The 24,267-nt window shown below is 68.0% G+C and carries 22 protein-coding genes; 14 read left to right on the plus strand and 8 right to left on the minus strand.

Annotated features, from left to right (window positions below):
* Positions 1-89 precede the first annotated feature (89 nt).
* From ADE01S_RS26505 to ADE01S_RS26520, 4 genes are read left to right on the plus strand one after another with little or no spacing between them, the layout of a single operon-like run.
* On the plus strand, positions 90-2,528 hold the full coding sequence (locus ADE01S_RS26505) for a TonB-dependent receptor (RefSeq protein WP_062684758.1): 2,439 nt from the start codon (positions 90-92) through the stop codon (positions 2,526-2,528).
* 24 nt (positions 2,529-2,552) lie between these two features.
* Positions 2,553-3,281 (plus strand): DUF4198 domain-containing protein, encoded by a 729-nt coding sequence (locus tag ADE01S_RS26510; RefSeq protein WP_062684759.1) that lies wholly within the window; start codon positions 2,553-2,555, stop codon positions 3,279-3,281.
* 12 nt (positions 3,282-3,293) lie between these two features.
* Positions 3,294-3,563, plus strand: coding sequence for a DUF3649 domain-containing protein (locus tag ADE01S_RS26515; protein WP_062684760.1), 270 nt, complete (start codon positions 3,294-3,296; stop codon positions 3,561-3,563).
* Between the two features lie 11 nt (positions 3,564-3,574).
* Positions 3,575-5,188: a PepSY-associated TM helix domain-containing protein gene (locus tag ADE01S_RS26520; protein WP_082775904.1), complete on the plus strand. Its 1,614-nt coding sequence runs from the start codon at positions 3,575-3,577 to the stop codon at positions 5,186-5,188.
* Between the two features lie 31 nt (positions 5,189-5,219).
* Here ADE01S_RS26520 and ADE01S_RS26525 read toward each other — a convergent pair whose 3' ends face one another.
* Entirely contained in the window at positions 5,220-6,638 is a 1,419-nt protein-coding gene (locus tag ADE01S_RS26525; RefSeq protein ID WP_062684761.1) for an amidase, read from the minus strand.
* A 62-nt stretch (positions 6,639-6,700) separates the two neighbouring features.
* Positions 6,701-7,933 carry an amino acid ABC transporter substrate-binding protein gene (locus tag ADE01S_RS26530; RefSeq protein WP_062684762.1) on the minus strand — a complete coding sequence of 411 codons (1,233 nt, stop codon included), beginning with the start codon at positions 7,931-7,933 and terminating at the stop codon, positions 6,701-6,703.
* Positions 7,934-8,053: 120 nt separating this feature from the next.
* Between ADE01S_RS26530 and ADE01S_RS26535 the strand changes: the two genes are divergently transcribed.
* The 5 genes from ADE01S_RS26535 to ADE01S_RS26555 all read left to right on the plus strand — a co-directional run bounded on the left by ADE01S_RS26535 (position 8,054) and on the right by ADE01S_RS26555 (position 12,412).
* Positions 8,054-8,977, plus strand: a complete 924-nt coding sequence (locus tag ADE01S_RS26535) for a LysR family transcriptional regulator (protein ID WP_062684763.1) — start codon at positions 8,054-8,056, stop codon at positions 8,975-8,977.
* A gap of 88 nt (positions 8,978-9,065) precedes the next feature.
* The gene (locus tag ADE01S_RS26540; RefSeq protein WP_062684764.1) at positions 9,066-10,058 is read left to right on the plus strand and encodes a branched-chain amino acid ABC transporter permease; all 993 of its coding nucleotides are present in this window, start codon (positions 9,066-9,068) and stop codon (positions 10,056-10,058) included.
* A 9-nt stretch (positions 10,059-10,067) separates the two neighbouring features.
* Positions 10,068-10,949 (plus strand): branched-chain amino acid ABC transporter permease, encoded by an 882-nt coding sequence (locus ADE01S_RS26545; protein WP_062684765.1) that lies wholly within the window; start codon positions 10,068-10,070, stop codon positions 10,947-10,949.
* A gap of 13 nt (positions 10,950-10,962) precedes the next feature.
* Positions 10,963-11,670 carry an ABC transporter ATP-binding protein gene (locus ADE01S_RS26550; protein ID WP_062684766.1) on the plus strand — a complete coding sequence of 236 codons (708 nt, stop codon included), beginning with the start codon at positions 10,963-10,965 and terminating at the stop codon, positions 11,668-11,670.
* A 1-nt stretch (position 11,671) separates the two neighbouring features.
* Positions 11,672-12,412: a branched-chain amino acid ABC transporter ATP-binding protein gene (locus ADE01S_RS26555; RefSeq protein ID WP_062684767.1), complete on the plus strand. Its 741-nt coding sequence runs from the start codon at positions 11,672-11,674 to the stop codon at positions 12,410-12,412.
* A gap of 954 nt (positions 12,413-13,366) precedes the next feature.
* On the opposite strand, the gene ADE01S_RS26560 is transcribed toward ADE01S_RS26555, so the two are convergent.
* The 6 genes from ADE01S_RS26560 to ADE01S_RS26585 form a co-directional block, all read right to left on the minus strand.
* Positions 13,367-14,329, minus strand: a complete 963-nt coding sequence (locus ADE01S_RS26560) for a Nudix family hydrolase (protein ID WP_062684768.1) — start codon at positions 14,327-14,329, stop codon at positions 13,367-13,369.
* Positions 14,322-15,188 (minus strand): ATP-binding protein, encoded by an 867-nt coding sequence (locus ADE01S_RS26565; RefSeq protein WP_062684769.1) that lies wholly within the window; start codon positions 15,186-15,188, stop codon positions 14,322-14,324. Before ADE01S_RS26565 ends, ADE01S_RS26560 begins: the two co-directional genes overlap by 8 nt.
* Positions 15,189-15,214: 26 nt before the next feature.
* Complete coding sequence (argJ, locus tag ADE01S_RS26570) at positions 15,215-16,441, minus strand: bifunctional glutamate N-acetyltransferase/amino-acid acetyltransferase ArgJ (protein ID WP_062684770.1); 1,227 nt, start codon at positions 16,439-16,441, stop codon at positions 15,215-15,217.
* 109 nt (positions 16,442-16,550) lie between these two features.
* The gene (locus ADE01S_RS26575) at positions 16,551-17,585 is read right to left on the minus strand and encodes a hypothetical protein (RefSeq protein WP_062684771.1); all 1,035 of its coding nucleotides are present in this window, start codon (positions 17,583-17,585) and stop codon (positions 16,551-16,553) included.
* 48 nt (positions 17,586-17,633) lie between these two features.
* Positions 17,634-18,128 (minus strand): MarR family winged helix-turn-helix transcriptional regulator, encoded by a 495-nt coding sequence (locus ADE01S_RS26580; RefSeq protein WP_062684772.1) that lies wholly within the window; start codon positions 18,126-18,128, stop codon positions 17,634-17,636.
* 6 nt (positions 18,129-18,134) lie between these two features.
* Complete coding sequence (locus ADE01S_RS26585; protein ID WP_062684773.1) at positions 18,135-19,022, minus strand: alpha/beta hydrolase; 888 nt, start codon at positions 19,020-19,022, stop codon at positions 18,135-18,137.
* 303 nt (positions 19,023-19,325) lie between these two features.
* Between ADE01S_RS26585 and ADE01S_RS26590 the strand changes: the two genes are divergently transcribed.
* From ADE01S_RS26590 to ADE01S_RS26610, 5 genes are all read left to right on the plus strand, one after another.
* Positions 19,326-20,489, plus strand: coding sequence for an ABC transporter substrate-binding protein (locus ADE01S_RS26590; protein ID WP_062684774.1), 1,164 nt, complete (start codon positions 19,326-19,328; stop codon positions 20,487-20,489).
* Between the two features lie 192 nt (positions 20,490-20,681).
* Positions 20,682-21,602 carry a branched-chain amino acid ABC transporter permease gene (locus tag ADE01S_RS26595; RefSeq protein ID WP_062684775.1) on the plus strand — a complete coding sequence of 307 codons (921 nt, stop codon included), beginning with the start codon at positions 20,682-20,684 and terminating at the stop codon, positions 21,600-21,602.
* Positions 21,603-21,604: 2 nt separating this feature from the next.
* The gene (locus ADE01S_RS26600) at positions 21,605-22,567 is read left to right on the plus strand and encodes a branched-chain amino acid ABC transporter permease (protein ID WP_062684776.1); all 963 of its coding nucleotides are present in this window, start codon (positions 21,605-21,607) and stop codon (positions 22,565-22,567) included.
* Positions 22,564-23,331 (plus strand): ABC transporter ATP-binding protein, encoded by a 768-nt coding sequence (locus tag ADE01S_RS26605; protein WP_062684777.1) that lies wholly within the window; start codon positions 22,564-22,566, stop codon positions 23,329-23,331. Before ADE01S_RS26600 ends, ADE01S_RS26605 begins: the two co-directional genes overlap by 4 nt.
* Positions 23,331-24,035: an ABC transporter ATP-binding protein gene (locus ADE01S_RS26610; RefSeq protein WP_062684778.1), complete on the plus strand. Its 705-nt coding sequence runs from the start codon at positions 23,331-23,333 to the stop codon at positions 24,033-24,035. Before ADE01S_RS26605 ends, ADE01S_RS26610 begins: the two co-directional genes overlap by 1 nt.
* Positions 24,036-24,267 lie beyond the last annotated feature (232 nt).

The raw sequence follows: 24,267 nt of genomic DNA on the forward strand, positions 1-24,267 counted from the left end.
CCTCCTCTGTGGAAGCCGAGCCTGACTGCGCCTCGCAAGGGATGTTCTGCGGTGCTTCTGACCATCAACAAGCATCAAGGAATCCGTCCATGGCCCTGGGTCACGCCTCGCCGCCGCCTCTCGTTCCGTTCGCCTCCGTCCTGCTGTGCGCCGCCCTGGGATTGGCGGGCATGGCGGCGCCCGCGCCCGTCCATGCGCAGGCCGGCGAGGCCGCCGGGGCGCTGCGCCGTTTCGACATTCCGGCCGGCACGCTCGACCAGGCGCTGAGCCGCTACGGCCGTCAGGCCGGGGTGTCGATTTCCGTCAACGCGAGCCTGACCGCGGGCCTGCGCAGCGGCGGGCTGAGCGGCAGCCATACGGCGGCCGAGGCGCTGGATTTGCTGCTGGCGGGAACGGGCCTGCAAGCCGAGCGCGAGGGGCAGGGCGAGTACACGCTGCGCCGGATGCCGGCTGCGCCGAGCACGGAAGGAAGCGTCGCCGCGCTGCCGGCCATCACCGTGACCGGCCGCGGAGCGGGCGAGCTGCCGCCGGCCTATGCCGGCGGCCAGGTGGCCACCGGCGGACGCGTGGGGTTGCTGGGCGAGAAGGACTTCATGGAGACGCCTTTCAGCACCATTGTCTACACCGAAGACTACATCCAGGACATTCAGGCGCAGGACGTCTACCGCGTGATCGGCCTGACCGATCCTTCCGTCTACCTCAACGGCAGCACGGGGATGATCACGGAGTACTTCAATCTGCGCGGCTTCGGCGTTTCGGCCAACGACATCGCCTACAACGGGCTCTACGGCATGATCCCGTACTACCGCGCGACGGCCGAACTGGCCGAGCGCGTCGAAGTGCTCAAAGGACCTTCCGCGCTGCTGAACGGCATGCCGCCGGGCGGGTCGGTCGGCGGCAGCGTCAACGTCGTGCCCAAGCGGGCCGGCGACAAACCGCTGGCGCGCGTCACCGGCACCTACGCCTCCGATTCGCAATTCGGCGTGCACGTGGACGTGGGGCAGCGCTTCGGCGACGAGAAACTGTTCGGCATCCGCTTCAACGGCGTCTACCGGGACGGCGACACCAGCGTGAACGACCAGTCGAAGCGGACCAAGCTTGCCGCGTTGGGCCTGGACTGGAGAACGCAGCGCGTCAGGCTGTCCGCCGATTTCTACACCAGCGAAGACCACTTGAACGGCCTGAACCGCGGCGTCTCCCTCGCGCCCGGCCTGGGCGTGCCCAGGCCGCCCAAGGCCGACACCTTGCTGGCCCCCGACTGGACCTTCACCAATACCAAGGACGACGCCATCATGTTGCGCGGCGAGGTGGACATCGCCGATAACCTCACCGCCTACGCCGCCTGGGGGCACAGCGAAACCGATTTCCAGTCGTTGGCTTCTTCGACCAACACCATCTTCAACGAGCGCGGCGACTACCGCAACAACTTCTCCTTCCAGCGCATCCAGCTTTCCAAGAATTCCGCGGAGATCGGCACCCGGGCGCGCTTCAGGACGCTGGGCGTGGGCCACGAACTGGCGTTGACCGGCACCTACTACCAGCACGACTACAAATTCGGCTTCCAGCGCAACATGCTGGCGAAGGACTGGGTCACCAACATCTACGACCCGGTCTGGGGACCCGCCGTGGACACCAGCTTCCGGCATGCCACCCTGCCCAAGACGGCCGAACTGCGCACCACCAGCTACGGCATTGCCGATACCTTGTCGTTCGCCGACGACCGGGTCCTGTTCACCGCGGGCGTGCGTCGCCAGAACGTGGTCAGCGACACGTTCAACCCGGCAACCGGCGAGCGGACGGCGCGCTACGACGCCGGCGCCAACACGCCCGCGTTCGCGCTGCTCGTCAAGGCCACCGACCGGCTTTCGCTCTACGGCAACTACATCGAAGGCCTGAGCCAGGGCGCGACCGCGCCCGTGACCGCGGTCAACGCGGGCCAGGTCTTCCCGCCCTACAAGACCAAGCAGCGCGAGGTCGGCTTCAAGGTCGACCTGGGCAGCTTCGCCGGCACCGTCAGCGCATTCCAGATCGAACGGCCCAGCGCCTATACGGATCCGTTCACCAATGTGTATTCCTTCGGCGGAGAGCAGCGCAACCGCGGACTGGAATTCGGCTTCTTCGGGGAACTGATGCCCGAACTGCGGCTGCTGGGCGGCGTTTCCTATACGCAGGCCAAGCTGACCAAGACGGCCGGCGGCGTGAACCAGGGGCTTTCGGCCACCGGCGTGCCCGCCTGGCAGGGCAAGCTGGGCGTGGAGTGGGACGTGCCCGCGCTGCAGGGCCTGACGCTCACCGGCAACGTCGTTTCGATGTCCAAGCAGTACGTGAGCGCCGACAACGCGCTGTCGGTGCCGGGCCGCACCGTCTACGACGTCGGCGCGCGCTATCGCGCGACGGTCGCCGATCATCCGGTCACGCTGCGGGCCAACGTGCTGAACCTGACCAACAAGGCGTACTGGGCCGGCGGCCTCGGCAACGGCCTGGGCGCGCCGCGCACGTTCCTGCTGTCCGCCAGCGTCGAATTCTGATCCTTTCCCTCTCTGGAGACTTGAATGAAGAAAACCCTCATCCTGCTGGCCGCCGCCCTGGGCCTGGCCTCGACGGCGCACGCGCACCAGGCCTGGCTGGAACAGGCCGACGGCAAGGCCGCGGTACTGCGCTTCGGCGAGTTCGCCGAGAACCTGCGCGAAACCTCGCCCGGCCTGCTGGACCATTTCGGCAAACCGGCGGCCACGCTGATCTCCGCCAAGGGCGAATCGCCGCTGACCATCACCAAGCGCGCCGACGGCTTCGGGCTGTCGTCGGGCGCGGCGCCGGGCCAGAGCATCGCCGTCGAGGATCCCGTGTTCCCGCTGCGCACCTTCAAGCAGGGCGACAAGGACATCACCAGCTGGGTCTGGCCGGCGGCCCGCTACGTCACCGGCTTCGCCGCGCAGCAGCCGAAGCTCGCGCTGGACCTGGTGCCCACCGGCACGGCCGGCGAGTTCCAGGTCCTGCTCAAGGGCCAGCCGCTGCCCAAGGCCAAGGTCGCCATCGCCGTGCAGTCCGGCTGGGGCAAGGAGGCCCATGCCGACGAGCAGGGCAAGGTCCGCTTCGACCTGCCGTGGAAGGGGCAATACGTCATCGAGACCAGCCACATCGACCGCAACCCGGGCGAACGCGCGGGCGCTTCCGGCGCCGAGAAATATGACGGCATCAACTACGTGACCACGCTGAGCTTCGTCAAGGCCGACGGCGCGGCGCCGTTCCCCGCCGGCCCCGCGGCCGCGCCCGCCAAGTAGGAGGCCGAGCGCGTGGCAGCCGGCCGCCCAATCCCTTTCCCCTTGATCTCCCGGATCGCGGCGGCCCTTTGCGGCGGATACGCGCTCGCGGCGCTGGCCTCCGTCGCCGCGCTGGCGCTGCCGCTGGCGCGCACCGAGGCCGTCTTCACCGGCATGATGGCCAGTTTCCTCGTGTATGCGGGCGCGGTGGTCTGGGTGTTCGCGGTGCGTTCCGCGCGGCGCGCCTGGATCGGGCTGGCGGTGGCGGCGATGCCGCTGCTGGCGGCCGCCTGGCTTGCCTGAGGCGGCCCGCCATGAACTCCCCACGCAAGCCGGCGGGCAAGGCGCGCGGCATCCGCCAGACCATGTCCGAGCTGCACATCTGGACCGGCCTGCTCGCGGGCTGGCTGCTCTATGCCATGTTCCTCACCGGCACGGTGAGCTATTTCCGCGACGAACTGTCGGCCTGGATGCGGCCCGAACTGCCCGCCGCGCAACAGCGCCCGGACCCGGCCGAGGTCGCGCAGCGCATGATCGACGCCCTGGGCGAACGGCACGCGCCGGGCTCGGCGCAGTGGAGCATCGGGTTGCCCACCGCGCGCAATCCCGCGGCCTCGGCCTTCTGGCGAGGCGGCCCGCGCTTCAAGAGCGGCGTCTTCGATGCGGCCACCGGCAACGAGCTGTCGGCGCGCGACACCCGCGGCGGCGATTTCTTCTACACCTTCCATTTCAATCTGCACTACATCCCGACGCTGGCGGGGCGATGGATCGTCGGCCTGTGCGCCATGTTCATGCTGGTGGCGATCGTCAGCGGCGTGATCACGCACAAGAAGATCTTCGCGGACTTCTTCACCTTCCGCCGGGGCAAGGGCCAGCGCTCGTGGCTGGACGCGCACGCGGCCCTGTCGGTGCTGGGCCTGCCGTTCCATTTCATGATCACCTACAGCGGGCTGGTGATGCTGGTGCTGCTCTATATGCCCTGGGGCGCGGACGCGGCCTTCAAGACGCCGCCCGAGCGCCAGGCGCTTTTCGCGCAGATGAGCGCGCTGGTGCCGGCCGGGCCGCCCTCGGGCACCCGCGTGCCGCTGGCCCCGGTCGGAGACATGTTCGGGCAGGCCGAAACGCGCTGGGGCAAGGGCCAGGTGGGCCGCGTGACGGTCAACAATCCGGGCGATGCGGCGGCGCGGGTGGTGATGGTGCGGGGCGAAGACGGGCGCGTGTCCGTCAGTCCGCGCTACCTGGTGTTCGACGGCACGAACGGGCGGCTGCTCCAGGAGCAGGACGCAGTCGGCCCGGCGGCGGAGACGCGCGGCGTCCTCTACGCGCTGCACCTCGGGCGGTTCGGCGACACCGTGCTGCGGTGGCTCTACTTCCTGGTGAGCCTGGCGGGCACGGCCATGGTGGGGACCGGCCTGGTGCTCTGGACAGTGAAGCGCAGGGCGAAGCTGCCGGACCCCGGGCGGCCGTATTTCGGCTTTCGCCTGGTGGAGCGGCTCAACATCGCGGCGATCGCCGGACTGTCCGTCGCCATGGCCGCGTTCCTGTGGGGCAACCGGCTGTTGCCGCGCGGCGTGCCCGCCAGGGCGGACTGGGAGATCCACCTATTCTTCATCGCCTGGGCGCTGGCGGCCGCCTACACCGCGGCGCGGCCGCCCAAGCGCGCCTGGGTGGAGCTGCTGTGGCTGGCGTGCGCCCTGCTGGCGCTGCTCCCCGTGCTGAATGCCCTCGTCACGCCGCGCGGCCCGTGGCGCAGCCTGGCGCAAGGAGACTGGGTCTACGCGGGCATGGACCTGACGCTGTGGGCGCTGGCCATGCTCCACGCGGCGCTGGCCTGGCGGACTGCCCGCCACAAGCCCCGGGGTTCGCCCAGAGGCGAGCCGGCGAGGGCGCGCGCCGCCGCGCGAGACGCCGGCGAACCGGCGGCGTGACCGGGCAAGGGCCGGCGCGGCGGCGGATCGGCTATAGCCCGATCGTCGCGAGGTCGGGCCGCCGCAGGTGCCAGTCGGTGGCCGCCTGGAACGCCATGCCGAGCCGGCCCAACGCGGCTTCCCCTTCGGGCCCGCCCAGCAGTTGCACGCCGATGGGCAGGCCGTCCGCGGTGAAGCCGGCGGGCAGGGCCAGGCCCGAGGCGTTGACGTAGTTGCCCGGCCGGGTGAATGCCGCCAGCGGCGTGGCGTTCTCGTCCACTTCCTCCAGCGGGCAGGCGGCAAACGGCAGGCAGGGCGCCAGCACGGCGTCGAAATCGCGCATCCAGTTCCGCCATGCCGCGCAGGCGGCGGCATGGGCCTGCAATGCCCGGATGTAATCGGCGGCCGTCACCTGCTTGCCGCCCAGCACGCGGGCGCGCACGTAGCGGCCCAGGGGCAGCGCGTCGTCTTCGATGTAGTCGCGGTGCTGCGCATAGGCTTCGGCCGCGATGATCAGGCCGTTGCGCAGCATCATGTCGTGGAAGTCGAAGGGGAAGGGCGCTTCCACGAATTCCGCGCCCAGCGCCGCCAGCACGCGCTGCGCGTCGTCCAGCGCGCCCTGCACCGCGTCGTCGACGGCGATGGGATATTGCGCCGCCGGCATGACGGCGATGCGCGTGCCGAGCAGCGGCTTCGCGCCCGCGAGCGGTTCGCGGAAGCGGTAGGCGGGCACGCCCCGCGTGACGGGGTCGAGCGGATCGGCGCCGGACAGGGCCTCGGTCAGCAGCAGCGAGTCGCGCGTGTCGCGGGTGAGCGGGCCGATGGAATCCAGCGTGTGCGACAGCGCCACCGAGCCGTGCAGGCTGATGAGGCCGCGCGTGGTCTTCAGGCCGGTGATGCCGTTGAGCGCGGCGGGAATGCGCACCGAGCCGCCGGTGTCCGAGCCCAGCGCGGCGGGCGCGAGGCCCGCGGCGACGGCCACGCCGGAACCGCTGGACGAGCCGCCCGGGATGCGGGCGCGAACCAGGTCCCAGGGATTGCGCGGCGTTCCCATCACGGGATTCGTGCCCCAGCCGCCGAAGGCGAACTCCACCATGTGCGTCTTGCCGAGCACCACCATGCCGGCGTCGAGCAGCCGGGTGACGGCGGTGGCGGTGAGCGTACTGCGGCGCTGCCGCCAGGCTTGCGAGCCGGCAGTGGTGACCTGGCCCTGGATGTCGCACAGGTCCTTCACGGCCACGGGCAGGCCGTCCAGGGGGCCGAGCAGGCCGTAGCCCGCGCGTCGGCGCGCGTCGGCGGCCTCGGCCAGTTTCAGCGCGCCGTCGTGGTCGACGCTGACGTAGGCGCCCAGGGCGGGATTGGCCCGGTCGATGCGGTCCAGGTAGTGTCGCGCCAGTTCCACCGAGCTGTAGCGGCCGGCGGCCAGGCCTTGCGCCAGCTCGCCCAGGGTGGCAAATGCGATGTCAGACATGTTTTCCTCGGGTGATGTCCGGGCGGCACGGCAAGCCGTGCCGCCTTGCGGTTCGCGCGGGTTCAGCGCTTGTTCCAGTCGGGAGTGGGGTACACCGGCTTCTGCGTGGCCACGTCCTCGGGCCAGACGGGCACCATGCCCTTGCCCGGCAGGAGCTGCACGACCGGGAAGGGCATCAGCAGCTGCTTGCCCGTATCGTCGATGGCATACGGGCCGGCCATGACGGTGAGCTTGCCGGACAGGTCCACCGATGCCTTCTTCAGCGCGGCCGCGTCGGTGTTGCCGGCCTTCTTCACGATCTCTTCGGTCAGCGCGCCGGCGCCGTAGGCCAGCGCGGTCTGGAAGTCGGGCGGGAACTCGGCCTTGGGGAACTGGCGGTCGTAGGCGGCGGCGAACTGCTCGCGCGTCATGCCCGCGTTGACCTTCCAGTTGATCGCGGGGTGGTAGTTGGTGTGGCTGTAGATGTAGTTCGCGTCCGCGCCGATGGCCTGGAACTGCGGCGTCGAGGCGTACACCATGAAGACGTACGGGAAGTTGATGTCCAGCTGCTTCATCTGGCGAGTCATGCTGATCAGGTCGCCCTCGTACGAGGTCGGCACCAGCGCTTCAGCGCCCGCGGCGCGCGCCTTCTGCAGGATGGTGCTGAAATCCTTCTGGCCCTTCGGGTACTTCTCGAACAGCACCACCTGCATGCCGTTCTTGGCGGCCTGCTCGCGTCCGCCTTCGGCCAGGCCCGCGGGGAACGGTTCGTCCGAATACAGCAGCGCCACCTTCTTCACGCCTTGCTTGGCGGCCAGCTCCATGTTGGCGCGCAGCATGGCCGACACCGGCATCTGCGTGCCGGAGACCATGTTCTTGAAGCCCTGCTTGTAGAGATCGTCGCTGGCGGCGGACCAGACCATCATGTACTTGCCGAGCCGTTCGGTCACGGTCGCGGCGGCGGCCGTCAGTGTGGAGCCGAAGGGGGCGAACACCAGATCCACTTTTTCATCGACAATCAGGCGTTCGTAAACGCGGGTAACCATCTGCTTGTCGCTGCGGTCGTCCAGCTTGACCAGTTCGACCGGGTATTTCTTGCCATTGACCTCGATGCCGCCGCGGCGGTTGACGTCTTCCACCCACAGTTCCACGCCGCGCACGCCGGACTGCGACGCCAGGGCAAAGCTGCCGGTGGATGACACCGTCATGCCTACCCGGATCTTGTCCGAGGTCTGCGCGGTGCCGATGGATGGGGTGAGGGCGGCCATGGCCAGGGCCAGCGCCGGTAAGCGGAACAGCCAGGATTTCGCGAACATGGGTTGTCTCCTATCGTTTTTGGATGTGGGGCCGGTCCTCCCGCGGAGCTTGAGTCCCAGGCCCGGTACTGGGCAATAATTGCTCAATACGCGAGAAAGCGTATAACAAATAGGCATGGAGTGCACGTCTTGAATAAATTGAGCTACCGACAGACCGAAATGCTCTGGGCCATCGTGATGGCCGGATCGATCAGTGGCGCCGCGCGCCTGCTGAATATTTCGCAGCCCGCGGTCAGCCGGATGTTGGCGCAGACCGAGAAATCCATGGGGCTGACGCTGTTCGAGCGGGTGCGCGGGCGGCTTCGTCCCACACCGCAAGTCCATAGCCTGTTTGAGGAAATCGAGAAAACGCAGCGCATGATGCAGCGCGTCAACGACCTGGCGGACGCGCTGTCCGAGCATGGCACGGGCGTGCTGCGGCTGGCTTCCATCCCGAGCCTGGCGCAGTTCCTGGTGCCGCGCGCCGTGGCGCGCTTCCAGCAGCGCCATCCCGAACTGCTGTTGCGGCTGAACACCAGCGCGCTGCCCAACCTCATCACCGAGGTGCTGCAGGGCGAGGCCGAGCTCGGGCTGGTGGTCATGCAGGCCGATCATCCCTTCCTGACGTCCGAGCCTCTGCACGTGGGGCGCATGGTGGCGGCGATCCCGAAAGCCCATCCGCTGGCCCAGCGCGGCCTGGTCAGCCTGGCCGACCTGTCCCCGCATCCGCATATCGTGGTGGGCACGCGCATGCCCTTCGGCATGCTGGTGCTGGGCGCGTTCGAGCAGGCCGGGCTGCCCTGCAATATGTGCGCCGACGTGCCCTGGAGCCAGCTGGCCTGTGCGCTGGTCAACGCCGGGGTCGGGATCGCCATCGTGGACGAATTCACCGTGATGCAGAACACCATGCCCGACGTCGTGATCGTGCCCCTGGCCGAGCGCATTCCGCTGAATATTTCGGCCGTCTACGCTGGTGGCCGGGAGCCTTCCCAGATCGCCGTGCAGTTCATCAAAGAGCTGCGCCAGGTGCTGAGCGAGGCATTTCCGGCGCCTGCTCAGGGTTAATACTTAACCTGAAGTTATGGTTTTATCAGTCATAATCGCCTCCAAATAAATCGGCCGTCCACCCCGGACAGGCCCGGAGGAAGACACCATGAGCAGCAGTCCCGCCCTGGCGGCGGGCGCGGCTTCGCATCGCGCGCAGGATCAGCGCGCGGTGCGATTGCGCACCCGCATCGCAATGACCGTCTTTGTCGCGTTGACGGTCGTCCTGGCCTCGATTCCCCTGGCGACTTCGAACATTTCGTTCGCGTTCTACCTGATGCTGTGGATCACCATGGCCAGCGCCATGAACATCTGCGTGGGCTTCACCGGCTACCTGCCGTTCGGCTACGTGGTGTTCTACGGCGTGGGTTCCTACGCCACCGGCATCTGCTACAAGATCCTGGGCTGGCCCATCGTGCCTTCGCTGCTGGCCGCGGGCGGCGTCGGGGTGGCCATCGCCTTGCTGCTGGCGCCCACCCTGCGCCTGCGGGGGGTGTACTTCGGCATCGTCAGCCTGGCGCTGGCCACCATCGTGAAGCTGGTCATCTCCAACCTGCCGCAATCCTTCACCGGCGGCAGCATGGGCATCATCCTGTCCAACGCCAATAATCCTGCGCACAGCTATTACGCGATGCTGATCGTGATGGGCGCCACGCTGGCCACCGTCACCTGGCTGTCGGTGTCGCGCCTGGGGCGCGCGCTCAAGGCGATCCGCGACGACGACGGCGCCGCGGCCTGCGTGGGCATCCACGTGCCCAACACGCGCCTGAAGGCCTGGCTGCTGGCGGCGCTGTTCCCGGCGCTGGCCGGCGGCATCGAGGCCTGGTACACCAACGTGGTCGATCCGGAATACGCCTTCCACGTGCTGATCACGGCCAAGAGCATCATCTACGCCATGGCGGGCGGCTTCGGCACCATCCTCGGGCCGGTCGTCGGCACCCTGGCGCTCCTGGGCATCGACCACGTGATCTGGCAGAAATTCCCGGTTGTGAACCTGCTGCTGCTGGGCCTGATCATCGTGCTGCTGATGCTGTTCCTGCCGCGCGGCATCGTCGGCAGCCTGATCAAGCGCAAGCCGCAATTGCGCCGCTACATTGCCTGAGGGATACCCATGACCGGACTGATTATCCAGGGCCTGATCAACGGCCTTATCCTGGGCGCCATCTACGGCCTGATCGGCGTGGGGCTGAACGTGGTGTTCGGCGTGCTGCGGGTGGTGAACTTCGCGCACGGCGAGTTCCTGGTGCTGGGCGCCTACTTCGCGTTCTACCTGATGGAGTACGCCGGCATCAACCCGCTGCTGGCGCTGCCGCTGGCCTTCGCGGCCTTCTTCCTGGCGGGGTACCTGCTGTACTTCGTGCTGATCCCGCGGCTGAACAAGGCGGACGATCCGGAGATCAGCTCGCTCTTGCTGATGTTCGGCGTGTCCATCATGCTGGGCGCGCTGATGCTGTTGGCGTTCGACGCCGACGCGCGTTCGCTGCCGTACGAGATCGAGCCGGTGTTCCTGAAGTTCGGCCCGGTGCTGATTCCCACCGTGCGCCTGCTGGCGCTGGTCATCGCGCTCGCCATCATCGGCGGCCTGACGCTGTTCCTCTACCGCAGCCAGGTGGGCAAGGCGCTGCGCGCCATCATCATGAACCGCGACGCGGTGCGCATCGTGGGCATCAACGCCGAGCGCCTGTCGGCGGTGGCGTTCGGCCTGGGCGTGGGGCTGGCGGCGGCCAGCGGCGTGCTGGTGGCGATGGTGTTCCCGGCGTTCTCCCCCTTCATGGGCAACGACTACACGCTGATCGGCTTCATCGTCATCGTGCTGGGCGGGCTGGGCCATCCGGTCGGGGCGCTGGTCGGCGCGCTGCTCTACGGTATTACCGAACAGGTGTCGGTGGTGTTCTTCAACCCGTCGATCGCCACGATCTGCGGCTTCGCGCTGATGGTCGCGATGATTTTCGTGAAGCCCAGCGGCCTGTTCGGCCGCCAGGCGTTGCGCTGAACGGGAGCCGGACATGTTGAAAGTCACGAATCTCAAGAAGCGCTTCGGCGGGCTGGTCGCTTTGCAGGGCGTGGACCTGGAGGTGCCGCGAGGCTCCATCCTGGGCGTCATCGGCATGAACGGGTCGGGCAAGACCACCATGCTCAATTGCATCAACGGCATCTACACGCCGGACGAAGGGCGCATCGAACTGGACGGCCAGGACATCGCGGGCCGCCAGATCCACGAGGTGGCGAGGCTGGGCGTGGGGCGCACTTTCCAGGTGCCGCGCATCTTCCGCCAGCTGAGCCTGCTGGACAACCTGGACGTGGCGCAGCAACAGGCGGGCCGCAGCGCCGACGAGCGCTATGCGCAGTCGGAATATTGGCTGCACAAGGTGGAGCTGCACCGCTTGCGGCACAACTATGCCGAGGAGCTGTCCGGCGGGCAGCAGAAACTGGTGGAGCTGGCGCGCATCATGGTGGCGCGGCCCAAGGTGGTGCTGCTGGACGAGCCTTTCGCGGGCGTCAATCCGGCGCTGGCCCAGTTGCTGATCTCGGTGATCCGCGAGCTGCCCACCGAGCACGATTGCTCGGTGGTGCTGGTGTCGCACGACCTGACATCCATCTATCAGCTGTCGCACCACATTATCGTGATGAACGAGGGCGCCATCCTGTGCGAAGGCGACGCCGACCGCGTGCGCGCCGACCCGCGGGTGGTCGAAGCCTATCTGGGAGCCTGACATGAGCACGCCTATCATTGCGCTGGAGGACGTGACGGTCGCCTATCACGGCGATATCACGATCCTGAACCGCATCAACGTGCAGGCGCGCGCGGGCAAGGTCACGGGGGTGATCGGGCCGAATGGCGCGGGCAAGTCCACGGTGCTCAAGACGCTGTTCGGCTTCCTGCCGCCGCGCACCGGCCGCATTACGCTGCGCGGGCAGGACATCAGCGCCCAGCCTTCGCATGAGCGCGCGAGCCACGGCGTGGCGTTCGTGCCGCAGCATCGCAGCCTGTTCGGCGAGCTGTCGGTGCACGACAATCTGCTGCTGGGCTGCTGGCCGTTTCGCGGCGACAAGGCGCGGGTGCGCCAGCGCATCGATTCGGTGTACGACCGTTTCCCTATCCTGGCGCAGAAGCGCAACGATCCCGTGTCGAGCATGAGCGGCGGGCAGCAGCGTTTCGTGGAGTTCGGGCGGGCGCTGCTGATCGAGCCTTCGGTGATTCTGCTGGACGAGCCGACCGCGATGCTGGCGCCGAAGATTTCCAAGGAGATCTACGGCCTGATCCGCGGCTTCGCGGACGAGGGCATGACGGTGGTGCTGGTGGACCAGAACGTGCGCCGTTGCGCGGAGGTGTCCGACTATATGTATATCCTGGAACTGGGGCGCAACAAGGCCGAGGGCGGCCGTGAGTCTTTCGAGGACGGCGGCGGGCTACGGGAGATGGTGGCTTCCTGGATGGATTACAAGATCGATTGAGGTGCCGCTTTTCTTTGCGCTTGAGGGTGTCGGTTGTTTTCTTGGCGGGATGATTTGAGTCCTCGGGGCCTTGAGTTCTTGAGACGCCGGCCACGGCGAGGGCCGGGGGTGCGCGGGGCCACGATTGCGGTCCGGAGCCTTCGCTCCGGACTTCCCCATCGTCATCCTCGTTGTCGCCTGCGGCGACTGCCTTCGGATTCCCTCGGGCTTATCGACGCCCCGCGCACCCCCGGCCCTCGCCGCGGCCGGCTCCAATGGAGTTGATTTCACGGGCGTTGGGGCGGTTCGAGTTCTTGAGGTTCTTGCCGGGATTTGGGGATGCTCGGACGATCTTGCGGGGCCCGCCCCATGCCGGCCGCCCGGGCGGCCTCGTGGGGCTTACGCGGTGTCTTGCGTCGCGCGACGACGCTGCGCGCCGCTGGTCATCTCTTGCGATTCATGAAGCCCTGCTCACCATCGCCGTTACGTCGAGTTCTGGGCGCCTGCCTGCGAGGGCTTGTATCCGGATAGGCCAGTTGCAGTTTGGCGGCTATCTCGTACAGGCGCGAGATATCGATGCGCGCTTGTTTAGTGCGCTCGGTGCAAACACCCTAAGCCCACACCGGCGCGCAGCGGCATCTTGACGACGCAAGACGTCGTGTAAGCCCCACGAGGCCGCCCGGGCGGCCGGCATGGGGCGGGCCCCGCAAGATCCTTGGAAACCTTCACGGTTCATGGCAAGAATGCCAAGCAAACAAGCCGTCGCAGCGATCCGGAAACCAGAGATGTGCGAGCCGGTTGCGGCGGGGGGCTGGGGTGCGCGGGGCGTCGATAAGCCCGAGGGAATCCGAAGGCAGTCGCCGCAGGCGACAACGAGGATGACGATGGGGCAGTCCGGAGCGAAGGCTCCGGACCGCAATCGTGGACCCGCGCACCCCAGCCCCCCGCCGCAACCGGCGTCTCAAGAACTCTTGCTCAGAGCAACCCGCGTATCCCGGCAATCCCATGCGCGCCATGACGCAACGCGGCAGAGACCGTGGCGGCGGATTGCCCTCCCAACGCGTACACCGGAATGCCCGCATCGCGGTTGCCGGCGACGAAGCCTTCCCAGCCCAGCGTCGGGGCGCCCGGGTGCGACTCCGTTTCCAGAACCGGGCCCAGCACGGCGAAGTCCGCGCCGAGTTCCCGCGCATGCACGACTTCCGCGTTGTCGTGGGCCGATACCCCGACCAGCGCGCCGGCGGGCAATGCCGGGCGGGCGGTCAGGCGGGCCGCGTCGGCGCTGCGCAGGTGCACGCCGTCGGCTTCCTTCCACCATGCGGCGGGGTGCGCGCTGTTGATCAGGACCCGGGCGCCTGCGGCACGGCAGCGCTTGAGCACGCTGTGCAGCACCTCATGCAAAGAGCTGGCGCCCACGCCGTCCGGCCATTGCGGCTCGCGCAGCTGCACCAGTTTCAGGCCGCGCGCGAGCGCCGCGTCCAACCGGGCCAGGAACGCCGGCACGCCCGCGCGCGAGCCGATGCTGCTGATGCCGTAGGCGGTGGGCAGCTGCAGCCAGCGCAGCGGAGGAAGCGTGGCGGGGAGCAGGTCGCCCACCGATGCCGCCTGGGCCGGGTCCACCCATTCCAGGCGCTGGTTTTCCAGGCTGCGCGGCTCGCCTTCCCAGCCCGTGACGTGGCAGAACGCCAGGCGCACGGTGGTGTGCGGGTACGCATGCACGTAGGTGACCCAGGGACGCGATTGCGTGACCCGGATGCCGATCTCTTCCTGGAGTTCTCGCGCCAGCGCTTCCAGCACCGTTTCGCCGGGTTCGAGCTTGCCGCCCGGCAATTCCCACCAGCCCGACCAGGGCTTGCCTTCCGGACGCTGGCCCAGCAGCAGCATGCCGTCCGGGCGCAGGATCAGGCCGGCCGCGACGTCGACGATTTTCTCAGACATGCCGGGCAGCCCAGTCGCGCGCGAACTGGTAGGCCACGCGGCCCGAGCGCGAGCCGCGCTCGATGGTCCACTGCAAGGCCTCGGTGCGCGAGGGCTCGATGTGCGCTTCCGGGCAACCCAGTTCGCGCAGCCAGTGGTAGACGATGTCCAGGTAGTCGTCCTGCTTGAAGGGGTAGAACGACAGCCACAGCCCGAAGCGTTCGGACAGCGAGATTTTTTCCTCGACGGTTTCGCCGGGGTGGATCTCGCCGTCGGGCTGGTGCTTGGCCGCCAGGTTCTCGCTCATGTATTCCGGCATCAGGTGGCGCCGGTTGGAGGTGGCGTAGATCAGCACGTTGTCGCCCGAGGCCGACACCGAGCCGTCCAGCACCGATTTCAGCGCCTTGTAGCCGGCTTCGCCTTCCTCGAAGGACAGGTCGTCGCAGAACACGATGAAGCGTTCGGGACGCGAGGCCACCATTTCGACGATGTCGGCCAGGTCGCCGAGGTCGGACTTGTCGACTTCGATCAGGCGCAGGCCGCGGTCGCCGTAGGCGGCCAGCATGGCCTTGACCAGCGAGCTCTTGCCGGTGCCGCGGGCGCCGGTCATGAGCACGTTGTTGGCGGGCTTCTTTTCGATGAACTGCAGCGTGTTGCGGTCGATGGTGGCCTTCTGGCGCTCGATGTGCTGAAGGTCTTCCATGTCGATGCGCGCCACGTGGCGCACGGCGTCCAGCCAGCCGCGCGAGCCGCGCTTGCGCCAGCGGAAGGCGTGGGCGCTCCAGTCGATTTCGGGCGGCGCGGGAGGAAGCCACGCTTCCAGCTGAGCCAGCACGCGCTCAGCGCGCTGGATGAGGGTGGAGAACTCGGTTGCGGTCACGGCTCGGTCCAGGATGTTGGGGCGGATCAGGAACGGTAGTCGGCGTTGATCGACACGTACTCGTGCGAGAAGTCGCAGGTGTAGACCGTGTCGCTCACCTGGCCGCGGCCCAGCGCGATGCGCACCAGGATCTCGGCCTGCTTCATCACGCGCTGGCCGTCGGCTTCCTGGTAGGCGGGATTGCGACCGCCGTCCTTGGCCACCAGCACGTCGTCCAGCCACAGGCGGATCCCGGAGACGTCCAGGTCGTCGATCCCGGCGTAGCCCACGGCGGCCAGGATGCGGCCCAGGTTGGGGTCCGAGGCGAAGAAGGCGGTCTTGACCAGGGGCGAGTGCGCGACCGCGTACGCCACCTTGAGCGCTTCCTCGGTGTTGCCGGCCTCTTCGACGCGGATGGTCATGAACTTGGTGGCGCCTTCGGCGTCGCGCACGATCTTGGTCGCCAGCTCCAGCGCGGCGGCGGTCAGGGCCTCGCGCACGGCGGCGTAGGCGGCGTCGGATTCGCTGTTGACGTTGACGCCCGACTTGCCGGTCGCGGCAATGATGAAGGAGTCATTGGTGGACGTGTCGCCGTCGACCGTGATGCGGTTGAAGGATGCGTCGGCGATTTCGACGGCGAGCTTGCGCAGCAGCGGCTGGGCGATGCCGGCGTCGGTTGCCAGGAAGCTCAGCATCGTGGCCATGTTGGGGCGGATCATGCCCGCGCCCTTGCTGATGCCGGTGAAGGTGACGGTCTTGCCGCCGATGTCCACGCGGGCCGAGGAAATCTTCGGCAGCGTGTCGGTCGTCATGATGCCGTGGGCGGCGCTGGACCAGTGGTCGGGGCCGAGGTCGGCGATGGCGCGCGGCAGGCCGGCGACCAGGCGGTCCAGGGGCAGCGGCTCCAGGATGACGCCGGTGGAGAACGGCAGGATCTGGGCGGCGGGCACGCCCAGCAGCTGGCCCAGCGCCGCGCAGGTGTCCTGCGCCTTCTTCAGGCCTTCCTCGCCGGTGCCGGCGTTGGCGTTGCCCGTGTTGATGACCAGCGCGCTGATGGGGCCGCCGGCGGCCAGGTGGGCCTGGCAGACCTGCACCGGGGCGGCGCAGAAGCGGTTGCGCGTGAACACGCCGGCCACGCTGGTGCCCTCGGCCAGGCGGAATACCGTCAGGTCGCGGCGGTTGGCCTTGCGGATGCCGGCCTCGGCGACGCCGATGTCAACGCCGGCAACAGGAAAAATTTCGGACTCGGAGGGGATCTGCAGGTTAACGGCCATGACTTCGTCTCATGAATGAGCAGGACGGAATCGCCGCCAGGCGAGGCGGCGCGCGGGGGAAAGCTTCGTATTATCCCACCGGTTTGGGCGGGCGGCGGTCAGCGGGCCGTCAGGGGCCGATTCGCATGGCAGCCACGTCCAGCACGCCGGCCTCGCGGTTGCCGAGCACGGCCCGCACGGCGCCGTCGGGCGCCTGCAGCACCGATTTGCCGGCGGGCACGTCGTCGCCGCCGGCGCGGCGCGCCGAGCGGCCGCGCGAGGGCGAGAACAGCAGGTCGCCAGCCTGGGCGCCCGGCAGCCGGGGGTTGGCGGCCAGCACCCGGGTGCCAGGGGGATAGGTCATGTCGCCCAGCGCGGTTTCGCGGGCCAGCAGACCCTCGAAGCCCAGCATGCGGCGCTGGCCGTCCAGCTGCATGTCGACTTTCAGCAGGGGCAGGCGGGCGACGTCCAGGGCGTCGCTGCCCTCGGTGCGCAGCAGCCAGCGCGGGGCGTCGCCGGCCGCGCCCGGCGCGGCGGCGGCGCCGACGACCTTGAGCCAGGCCCCGGCGGGCACGGGCTGCTGGTCCAGCGTGTTGCCGATGGCCAGGTGGCAGCTGGCGAAGCGGGGATGCCCGTCGCGCATCACGAATTCGATCCGGTGGCCGTGCGCGCACAGCCAGCCTTCCATCGCCTGGTCGCGCTCGATTTCCACCGACAGGGTTTCCGCCTGCTTGCCGTTGGCGGGGTAGCGGAACAGGCGCGACGCCGTGATGCCCTGGATGGGAGCGGGGTGGGCCTCGGGAAAGACGGCGCGGTCGAAGGAGCCCAGGTCGCCCGGCGCGGCCAGGCGGAGTTCCGTGCCCGCGGGCATTTCCACGCCGGCCAGCAGCGTGGGCTGAGCCAGCACGGTCTTGCGGCCGGCGTCGGCCTGGGCGTCGCGCTGGGCCGAGAACCACAGGCTGAACTGCTGGTACGGGAAAATGGCCCCGACGATGGCGAGGAACGCCATCAGGACCGTGCCGATGCGGCGATGGTCGCCCAGCCAGTGGCGGGCGCTGCGGGTGGTGGCCAGCACGGCCAGCCAGGTCAGCAGCGTAGAAAGGCAGGCCAGCGAAGCTGCCATCAGCACGTAGAAATTGCCGCCAGGAAGAGAAACCGGAATCATGGCGGAATTATGCGCCAAACCGGCAGGCGGTTCAGCCTGGATCGCGCATCAGGTCTTGGCCGCCGCCGAGCGGGTGGCCACCACCTGCAGCTTGAGCTCGCCCAGGGCCTGGAACAAGGCGTTGCGGGTGCTCTCGGGCAGGTCGCCGAACATGGACTTGACCCAGGACTCATGGGCGCGCGCCATGCGGGCGAAACTCTTCTTGCCCAGCGGCGTGAGCTTGATGAGCGAGCTGCGGCGGTCGGTTTCGACCTTGGTGCGCACCACCAGGCCTTCCTTTTCCAGCTGGTCGGTGATGCCCGTGATGTTGCCGTTGGTGACCATCATGTGGCGTGACAGTTCGCCCATCTTCATGCCCTTGGGCGCGCGCTGCAATTGCGCCATCAGGTCGAAGCGGGGGAGCGTCGTGTCGAATTCGTTGCGCAGGCGGCTGCGGATCTCGCTTTCGACGAGATTGGCGCAGGTCAGCATGCGCAGCCACAGGCGCAGCGCGTGGTGGTCGTCCGGCGCGGCGCGGGATTCCAGGTCGGGGGCGTTGATCATGGCGGTTTACCGGGAATGAGGGGCGGGCGCCAGACCCATCTGCTCGAAGATGGCGCGGGTCAGCGGGCTGTCGGGATCGTTCAGGCTAAGGACGATGTCGTAGTGGTTCGTGCCGGGCATGGGCACATAGCGCCCGGGAAAGCCGCGCTCGATCCAGGCGGCGAGGTAGTCGTCGCTCTGGCGCTTGAACTCGGCGGTCTCGGTTTCGCCGTAGCTGACCACCAGCGGGCAGCCCGCCTGGGGCAGTTGCAGGGCGGGGCTGTTGCGGATGGCGTCGGCCTCGCTCATGCGCATCCATTCGTTGATGTGGGTGTGCACCAGGGGCCGCAGGTCGAACAGGCCCGACAAGGGCGCGGCGCCGCGGATCAGGTCGGGCGGGACTTCGTAGCCGGCATGCCAGCCGTTTGCCAGCAGCGCGCCGACCAGGTGGCCGCCCGCGGAACTGCCGCAGACGTGGATGCGCGTCGGATCGCCGCCGTATTCGGCGATATGGCGGTGGATCCAGGCCAGGGCGCGCCGGTTCTGGTCCACGATGCGGTCCAGCGTGACGGCGGGCGCCAGCGAGTAGTTCACGGCCACGACGACGGCGCCGGCCCGGGTGAACGCCGGCGCCATGCCGCTGGAATCGCTCTTGGACAGCAGGCGCCAGTAGCCGCCATGGATGAACACGAACACCGGCGCGTTGCGCGCGCCGGCGGCGGCGGGGAAGATGTCCAGCGATTCGTCGGCGTGCTCGCCGAAGGGCACGTCCAGCGCGCAGTCCAGCGTGCGGCGCGCCTCGGCGCTGTCCTCGGCGTACTTCTTGAGTATCGGCTGGATGTCGGGTACTGTCGCGCGAGCGTTGTACTGGATGTCCAGCGCGGCGCGGTCATAATTGCGGTAGAGGGTGGCCATGGCGGTCGCTGTTGGGGAACCCGTTGGTAAAAACCCTAGACTTGTTTTGGTGGATACTTTAAACCTAAACTATGAACCATGCCAGCTTTCCCCATGATGCACAAGGGGATTGGGGCAGCTCAGGACATCGGCGCCACGGCGCCGGCAGGCCGGGCATAGAAGTCTTTCGAATCGCACCACAAGAATGCCTCGACGCTGTGCCTTCGGCTTGCCGCCCCCGTGGCTGCGGTTTTTACCTTGGGGCGGCCCGGCGGTAAAAAAAGAACACCCATTCTGCGCGGCTCGCGCACGGAGCACACCACCATGCGTTTGATCACTTCCCTTCTGGCCGCTGCGGCCCTGGTCCCGGCAATGGCCAGCGCCGACACGATCAAGGTCGGCATCGCCAACGATATTTCCGGCCCCTTCTCGGCCTTGGGCGCCGAAGCCCGCGACGGCTTCAATCTCGCCATCAAGCAACTGGGCGGCAAGCTGGGCGGACAGCCCGCCGAATTCGTGCAGACCGACATGGGCGGCAACCCCGACCAGGCCCGCCAGCTCGTTACGCGCTACATCCAGCGCGACAAGATCGATTTCTTCACCGGCCCCATCGGCTCGAACGTGGCGCTGGCCGTCGGCCCGGCGCTGTTCGCCGCCAAGGTGCCGTACCTGTCGAACAACCCCGGCCCCAGCCAGTTCGCCGGCGCGCAGTGCAACGCCTACTGGTTCGGCACGTCCTACCAGAACGATGCCTTCCACGAGGCGGCCGGCAAGGTCGCGGCGGACCGCGGCTTCAAGAAGATGTTCATCATGGCCCCGGACTACCCGGCGGGCAAGGATGCGCTGACCGGCTTCAAGCGCGGCTACAAGACCGCGCCCGGCGACGAGGTCTACACCAAGCTCGGCCAGATCGACTACGCCGCCGAACTGGCGCAGATCCGCGCGGCCAAGCCCGACGCGGTCTACATCTTCCTGCCGGGCGGCATGGGCATCAACTTCGTCAAGCAATTCGTGTCGACTGGCCTGTCGCAAAGCGTCAAGCTGATCGGCCCGGGCTTCTCGGCCGACGAGGACGTGATCCAGGCCGTGGGCGACCCCATGCTGGGCATGTACAACACGGCGCAGTGGGCGCATGACCTGGACGTGCCGCAGAACAAGGCCTTCGTCGAGGCGTTCCGCAAGGAATACAACGGCCGCTATCCCTCGGTCTATGCCGCCCAGTCCTACGACGTGATCATGGCCATGGACGCCGCGGTCAAGCAGGCCGGCGGCAAGGCCTCCGACCGCGCCGCCATCATCCAGGCGCTGCAGAAGGCCGACTACCCCTCGGTGCGCGGCAGCTTCACCTACGGCAAGAACCACTATCCGATCCAGTCCTACTACCTGCGCGTCGTCGAAAAGGACGGCAGCGGCCGCGTCACCAACAAGCTGGTGGGCAAGGTGTTCGACAAGTACCAGGACGTCTACGTCGGCGACTGCAAGCTGTAGAGGGAAGCCCACCCCGAAGCGCTGCGCGCTTCCCCCTCAAGGGGGCATGCCTGCGGACCGGCGAAGCCGGCTCCGCGGCATCCGGATGGAGTGACACCAGTGCATGCGCCGCGCGTGATGGGCAATTGGATTGGCTTTGGTGATTTGACCGCGAGCTAGGCCATCGGCAATTCGCGGCAGGGAGAAGTCTTCATGACGTTTACGCTGATCGTCGAGCAATTGCTGAACGGTCTGCAGTTTGGGTTGATGTTGTTTCTGATCGCGGCCGGGCTGACCCTGGTGTTCGGCATCATGGACATCATGAATCTGGCTCACGGCTCGCTCTACATGGCCGGCGCCTACGTGGCCGCCGAAACCATGCAGCGCACGGGTTCCTTCACCGCCGCCGTCCTGGTGGCGGCCGTCGCCACCGGGCTGGTCGGCGTGATCCTGGAACTGGTCCTGATCCGCCGCCTGGCGCTGCGCGACCACCTGGCCCAGGTGCTGGGCACCTACGCCGTCATTCTCATCGCCAACGACCTGGTCAAGATGATCTGGGGCCCGGCCCCGGTGATGCTGAACATGCCGGCCGCGCTGTCCGGCCCGGTGCGCCTGCTGCCCGACCTGCTCTATCCCGCCTACCGCCTCATGATCATCGTGTTCGGCGTGGCCGCGGCCGCGGGGCTGTACTGGTTCGTGACCCGCACCCGCGCGGGCGTGCTGGTGCGGGCCGGCGCCTCCAACCGCCAGATGGCCACGCTGATGGGCGTGCGCGTGCCGATGCTGTTCCTGGGCGTGTTCGCGCTGGGCGCCATGCTGGCCGCGGTGGCCGGCGCCCTGCTGGGCCCGATCACGTCGGTGCAGGTAGGCATGGGCGAGGAAATCCTGATCCTGGTGCTGGTGTGCATCGTCATCGGCGGCATCGGCTCGATCCGCGGCGCCTTCGTCGGCGCGCTGCTGGTGGGCATGGTGGACACGGCGGGGCGGGCCTTCCTGCCCATGCTGCTGCGCCAGGTCTTTTCGCCGGCGGTGGCGTCCAGCGTCGGTCCGACGCTGGCGGCCATCGCCATTTACGTATTGATGGCGGCGGTGCTGGTGTTCCGGCCCTCAGGCCTGTTTCCGGCGCGGGGTTGACTGTGAGATCCGCAATCTGGACTGTGATCCTGCTGGCCGCGCTGGCGGTCTTCCCGCTGGTGGCGCCGGCCCTGGGCCTGGACTTCTACATTTCCTTCGTGCGGCGCGTGCTGATCTACGCGCTGGCCGCCACCAGCCTGAACCTGATCCTGGGCTACGGCGGCATGGTGGCGCTGGGGCATGCGGCCTTCTTCGGCGCCGGCGCCTACGCCGTGGGCATCCTCGCCATGGCGGGCGTCACCTCGGCGCTGATCGTCTGGCCGGTCGCCATGCTGCTGGCGGCGGTGCTGGCCTGCGTCACCGGGGCGATCTCGCTGCGCACCCGCGGCGTGTACTTCATCATGATTACGCTCGCTTTCGCGCAGATGCTGTTCTACATCTTCATCTCGCTGCGCCAGTACGGCGGCGAGGACGGACTGAACCTGCCGGGCTATTCCAGCCTGCCGGGCATCGACCTGGCCAACGACACGAGCTTCTATTACCTGGTGCTGGTCCTGTTCGCGCTGCTCATGTGGGCATTCGGACGCGTGGTGGCCTCGCGCTTCGGCACGGCGCTGCAAGGCATCCGCGAGAACGAGTCGCGCATGGAATCCATGGGCTATCCCGTCTACCGGATCAAGCTCACGGCCTTCACCCTCAGCGGCGCGGTGGCCGGGCTGGCGGGCGCGCTGCTGGCCAACCACAACCTCTTCATCTCGCCCAGCCTGATGCACTGGACCCAGTCGGCCAACCTGCTGATCATGGTGCTGGTGGGCGGCATCGGCCTGCGCTACGGCGGGGTGGCCGGCGCCGTGGTGATGCTGACGCTGGAGGAAGTGCTGCGCCTGTGGACGGAATACTGGCACCTGCCGCTGGGCGTGCTGCTGCTGTGCGTGGTGTTCGGCGCGCCGCGCGGCCTGGTCGGGCTGTTCGGCCCGCTGTTCGGCGGCCGCGCCGCCCCGCAATCCAGCAAGGTGGGATCATGAACGCTGCCGCAACTCCGGCCCTGCAGGCATCGGGGCTGGTGCGCCGTTTCGGCGCGCTGGTCGCCACCGACAATGTGTCGCTGTCGCTGAACCCGGGCGAGATCCACGCCCTGATCGGCCCCAACGGCGCGGGCAAGTCCACCCTGATCCACCTGCTGTCGGGCACGCTGTCCGCGGATTCGGGCAAGCTGACGGTGGACGGCCGCGACGTCACCGGCATGAATGCGCACCAGCGGGTGTCCGCGGGCCTGTCGCGTTCCTACCAGATCACCAACATCTTCAAGCAGTCCAGCGTGCTGGACAACCTGGTGCTCGCGGTGCAGGCGCATGCCGGCAGCAGCTTCCGGTTCTGGAAGCCGCGCGCGGCCGAAGCCGCCCTGTACGAGGAGGCGCGCGAACTGGCGCGGGAATGCGCCATCGACGCCAGCCTGCTGGAGCGGCCTGCCGGCACCTTGCCGCACGGCGAACAGCGCAAGGTGGAATTCGCGCTGGCGCTGGCGGCCCGGCCCCGCGTGCTGTTGCTGGACGAGCCCATGGCGGGCATGGGGCCGGACGAAACCGTCCGCCTCACCGAACTGATCGAATCCCTGCGGGGACGCGCCGCCATGTTGCTGGTGGAACATGATATGCAGGCGGTATTCCGCCTGGCCGACCGCTTGTCGGTGCTGGTGTACGGCCGGGTCATCGCGACGGGCACGCCGGATGAAATCCGCGCCAATCCCGAGGTGCGGCAAGCCTACCTGGGCGACGAGGAGACCGCGTGATGCTCACCATCGAATCGGCCAAGAGCGGCTATGGCGCGAGCCAGGTGCTGTTCGGCGTGGACCTGCAGATCGGCGCGGGGCAGGTCGTGACCCTCCTGGGCCGCAACGGCATGGGCAAGACCACGCTGCTGCGCACCCTGTTCGGCCAGCTGCCATTGCGCGGAGGCAGGATCCACTTCGCCGGGCAGGACATCAGCGGCTGGAGCCCGGACCGCATCGCGCGGGCCGGCATGGCGATCGTGCCGGAAGGGCGGCAATGCTTCCCCAACCTGACGGTGCGCGAGCACCTGACGGCCTTCGTGGCGGGGCGCAATCCCGACATCGGCGCGCCCTGGACGCCGGAACGGGTGTTCGAACTCTTCCCCCGCCTGCACGAGCGCGCCCGCAACATGGGCAACCAGCTCTCGGGCGGCGAGCAGCAGATGCTGGCCATCGGCCGGGCCCTGGTCACCAATCCCCGGCTCCTGATCCTGGACGAGGCCACCGAAGGCCTGGCGCCCAAGATCCGCGAAGAGATCTGGAACTGCCTCGCGCGGCTGCGCCAGGCGGGGCAGACCATCCTGGTCATCGACAAATACGTCGAAAGATTGCTGAGCCTGGCCGACCAGCACGTGATCCTGGAACGCGGCAAAGTGGTGTGGACGGGCGACTCCCCCGCCCTGGATGCCGACCGCGGTCTCTGGGAACGCTACCTCGGCGTGTAGCGAGAAAGCCTCAATCGGGCGCCCGGCAAGCGGGCTCCGATGACATAAATCGCAATAAATCGGCATTTACATTGCAACGATGAAACTTATGGCGTCCCGGGTGCTTACACTCGTTTTCGCCTGTTTCAATTGGATCCACTGTTATCTAAACTTGTCGCGCCGGACGTGCCGCGTGGTACGCCCGCAGCAGGCTCTAGGCCGAAGAGGCGGGGCGAATGGCGCGGCAAGAGGC

Origin of the sequence: Achromobacter denitrificans NBRC 15125, assembly GCF_001571365.1 — a bacterium.
GTDB classification, from domain to species: Bacteria; Pseudomonadota; Gammaproteobacteria; order Burkholderiales; family Burkholderiaceae_B; genus Achromobacter; species Achromobacter denitrificans.

Bases quoted from the DNA above. Each gene is read 5' to 3' on its own strand.
- ADE01S_RS26590 (WP_062684774.1), top strand. From the start codon at position 19,326: ATGCGTTTGATCACTTCCCTTCTGGCCGCTGCGGCCCTGGTCCCGGCA.
- ADE01S_RS26545 (WP_062684765.1), top strand. From the start codon at position 10,068: ATGACCGGACTGATTATCCAGGGCCTGATCAACGGCCTTATCCTGGGC.
- ADE01S_RS26605 (WP_062684777.1), top strand. From the start codon at position 22,564: ATGAACGCTGCCGCAACTCCGGCCCTGCAGGCATCGGGGCTGGTGCGC.
- ADE01S_RS26595 (WP_062684775.1), top strand. From the start codon at position 20,682: ATGACGTTTACGCTGATCGTCGAGCAATTGCTGAACGGTCTGCAGTTT.
- ADE01S_RS26530 (WP_062684762.1), bottom strand. From the start codon at position 7,933: ATGTTCGCGAAATCCTGGCTGTTCCGCTTACCGGCGCTGGCCCTGGCC.
- ADE01S_RS26610 (WP_062684778.1), top strand. From the start codon at position 23,331: ATGCTCACCATCGAATCGGCCAAGAGCGGCTATGGCGCGAGCCAGGTG.
- argJ (WP_062684770.1), bottom strand. From the start codon at position 16,441: ATGGCCGTTAACCTGCAGATCCCCTCCGAGTCCGAAATTTTTCCTGTT.
- ADE01S_RS26580 (WP_062684772.1), bottom strand. From the start codon at position 18,128: ATGATCAACGCCCCCGACCTGGAATCCCGCGCCGCGCCGGACGACCAC.
- ADE01S_RS26550 (WP_062684766.1), top strand. From the start codon at position 10,963: ATGTTGAAAGTCACGAATCTCAAGAAGCGCTTCGGCGGGCTGGTCGCT.
- ADE01S_RS26525 (WP_062684761.1), bottom strand. From the start codon at position 6,638: ATGTCTGACATCGCATTTGCCACCCTGGGCGAGCTGGCGCAAGGCCTG.
- ADE01S_RS26505 (WP_062684758.1), top strand. From the start codon at position 90: ATGGCCCTGGGTCACGCCTCGCCGCCGCCTCTCGTTCCGTTCGCCTCC.
- ADE01S_RS26560 (WP_062684768.1), bottom strand. From the start codon at position 14,329: ATGTCTGAGAAAATCGTCGACGTCGCGGCCGGCCTGATCCTGCGCCCG.
- ADE01S_RS26585 (WP_062684773.1), bottom strand. From the start codon at position 19,022: ATGGCCACCCTCTACCGCAATTATGACCGCGCCGCGCTGGACATCCAG.
- ADE01S_RS26520 (WP_082775904.1), top strand. From the start codon at position 3,575: ATGAACTCCCCACGCAAGCCGGCGGGCAAGGCGCGCGGCATCCGCCAG.
- ADE01S_RS26555 (WP_062684767.1), top strand. From the start codon at position 11,672: ATGAGCACGCCTATCATTGCGCTGGAGGACGTGACGGTCGCCTATCAC.
- ADE01S_RS26540 (WP_062684764.1), top strand. From the start codon at position 9,066: ATGAGCAGCAGTCCCGCCCTGGCGGCGGGCGCGGCTTCGCATCGCGCG.
- ADE01S_RS26575 (WP_062684771.1), bottom strand. From the start codon at position 17,585: ATGATTCCGGTTTCTCTTCCTGGCGGCAATTTCTACGTGCTGATGGCA.
- ADE01S_RS26510 (WP_062684759.1), top strand. From the start codon at position 2,553: ATGAAGAAAACCCTCATCCTGCTGGCCGCCGCCCTGGGCCTGGCCTCG.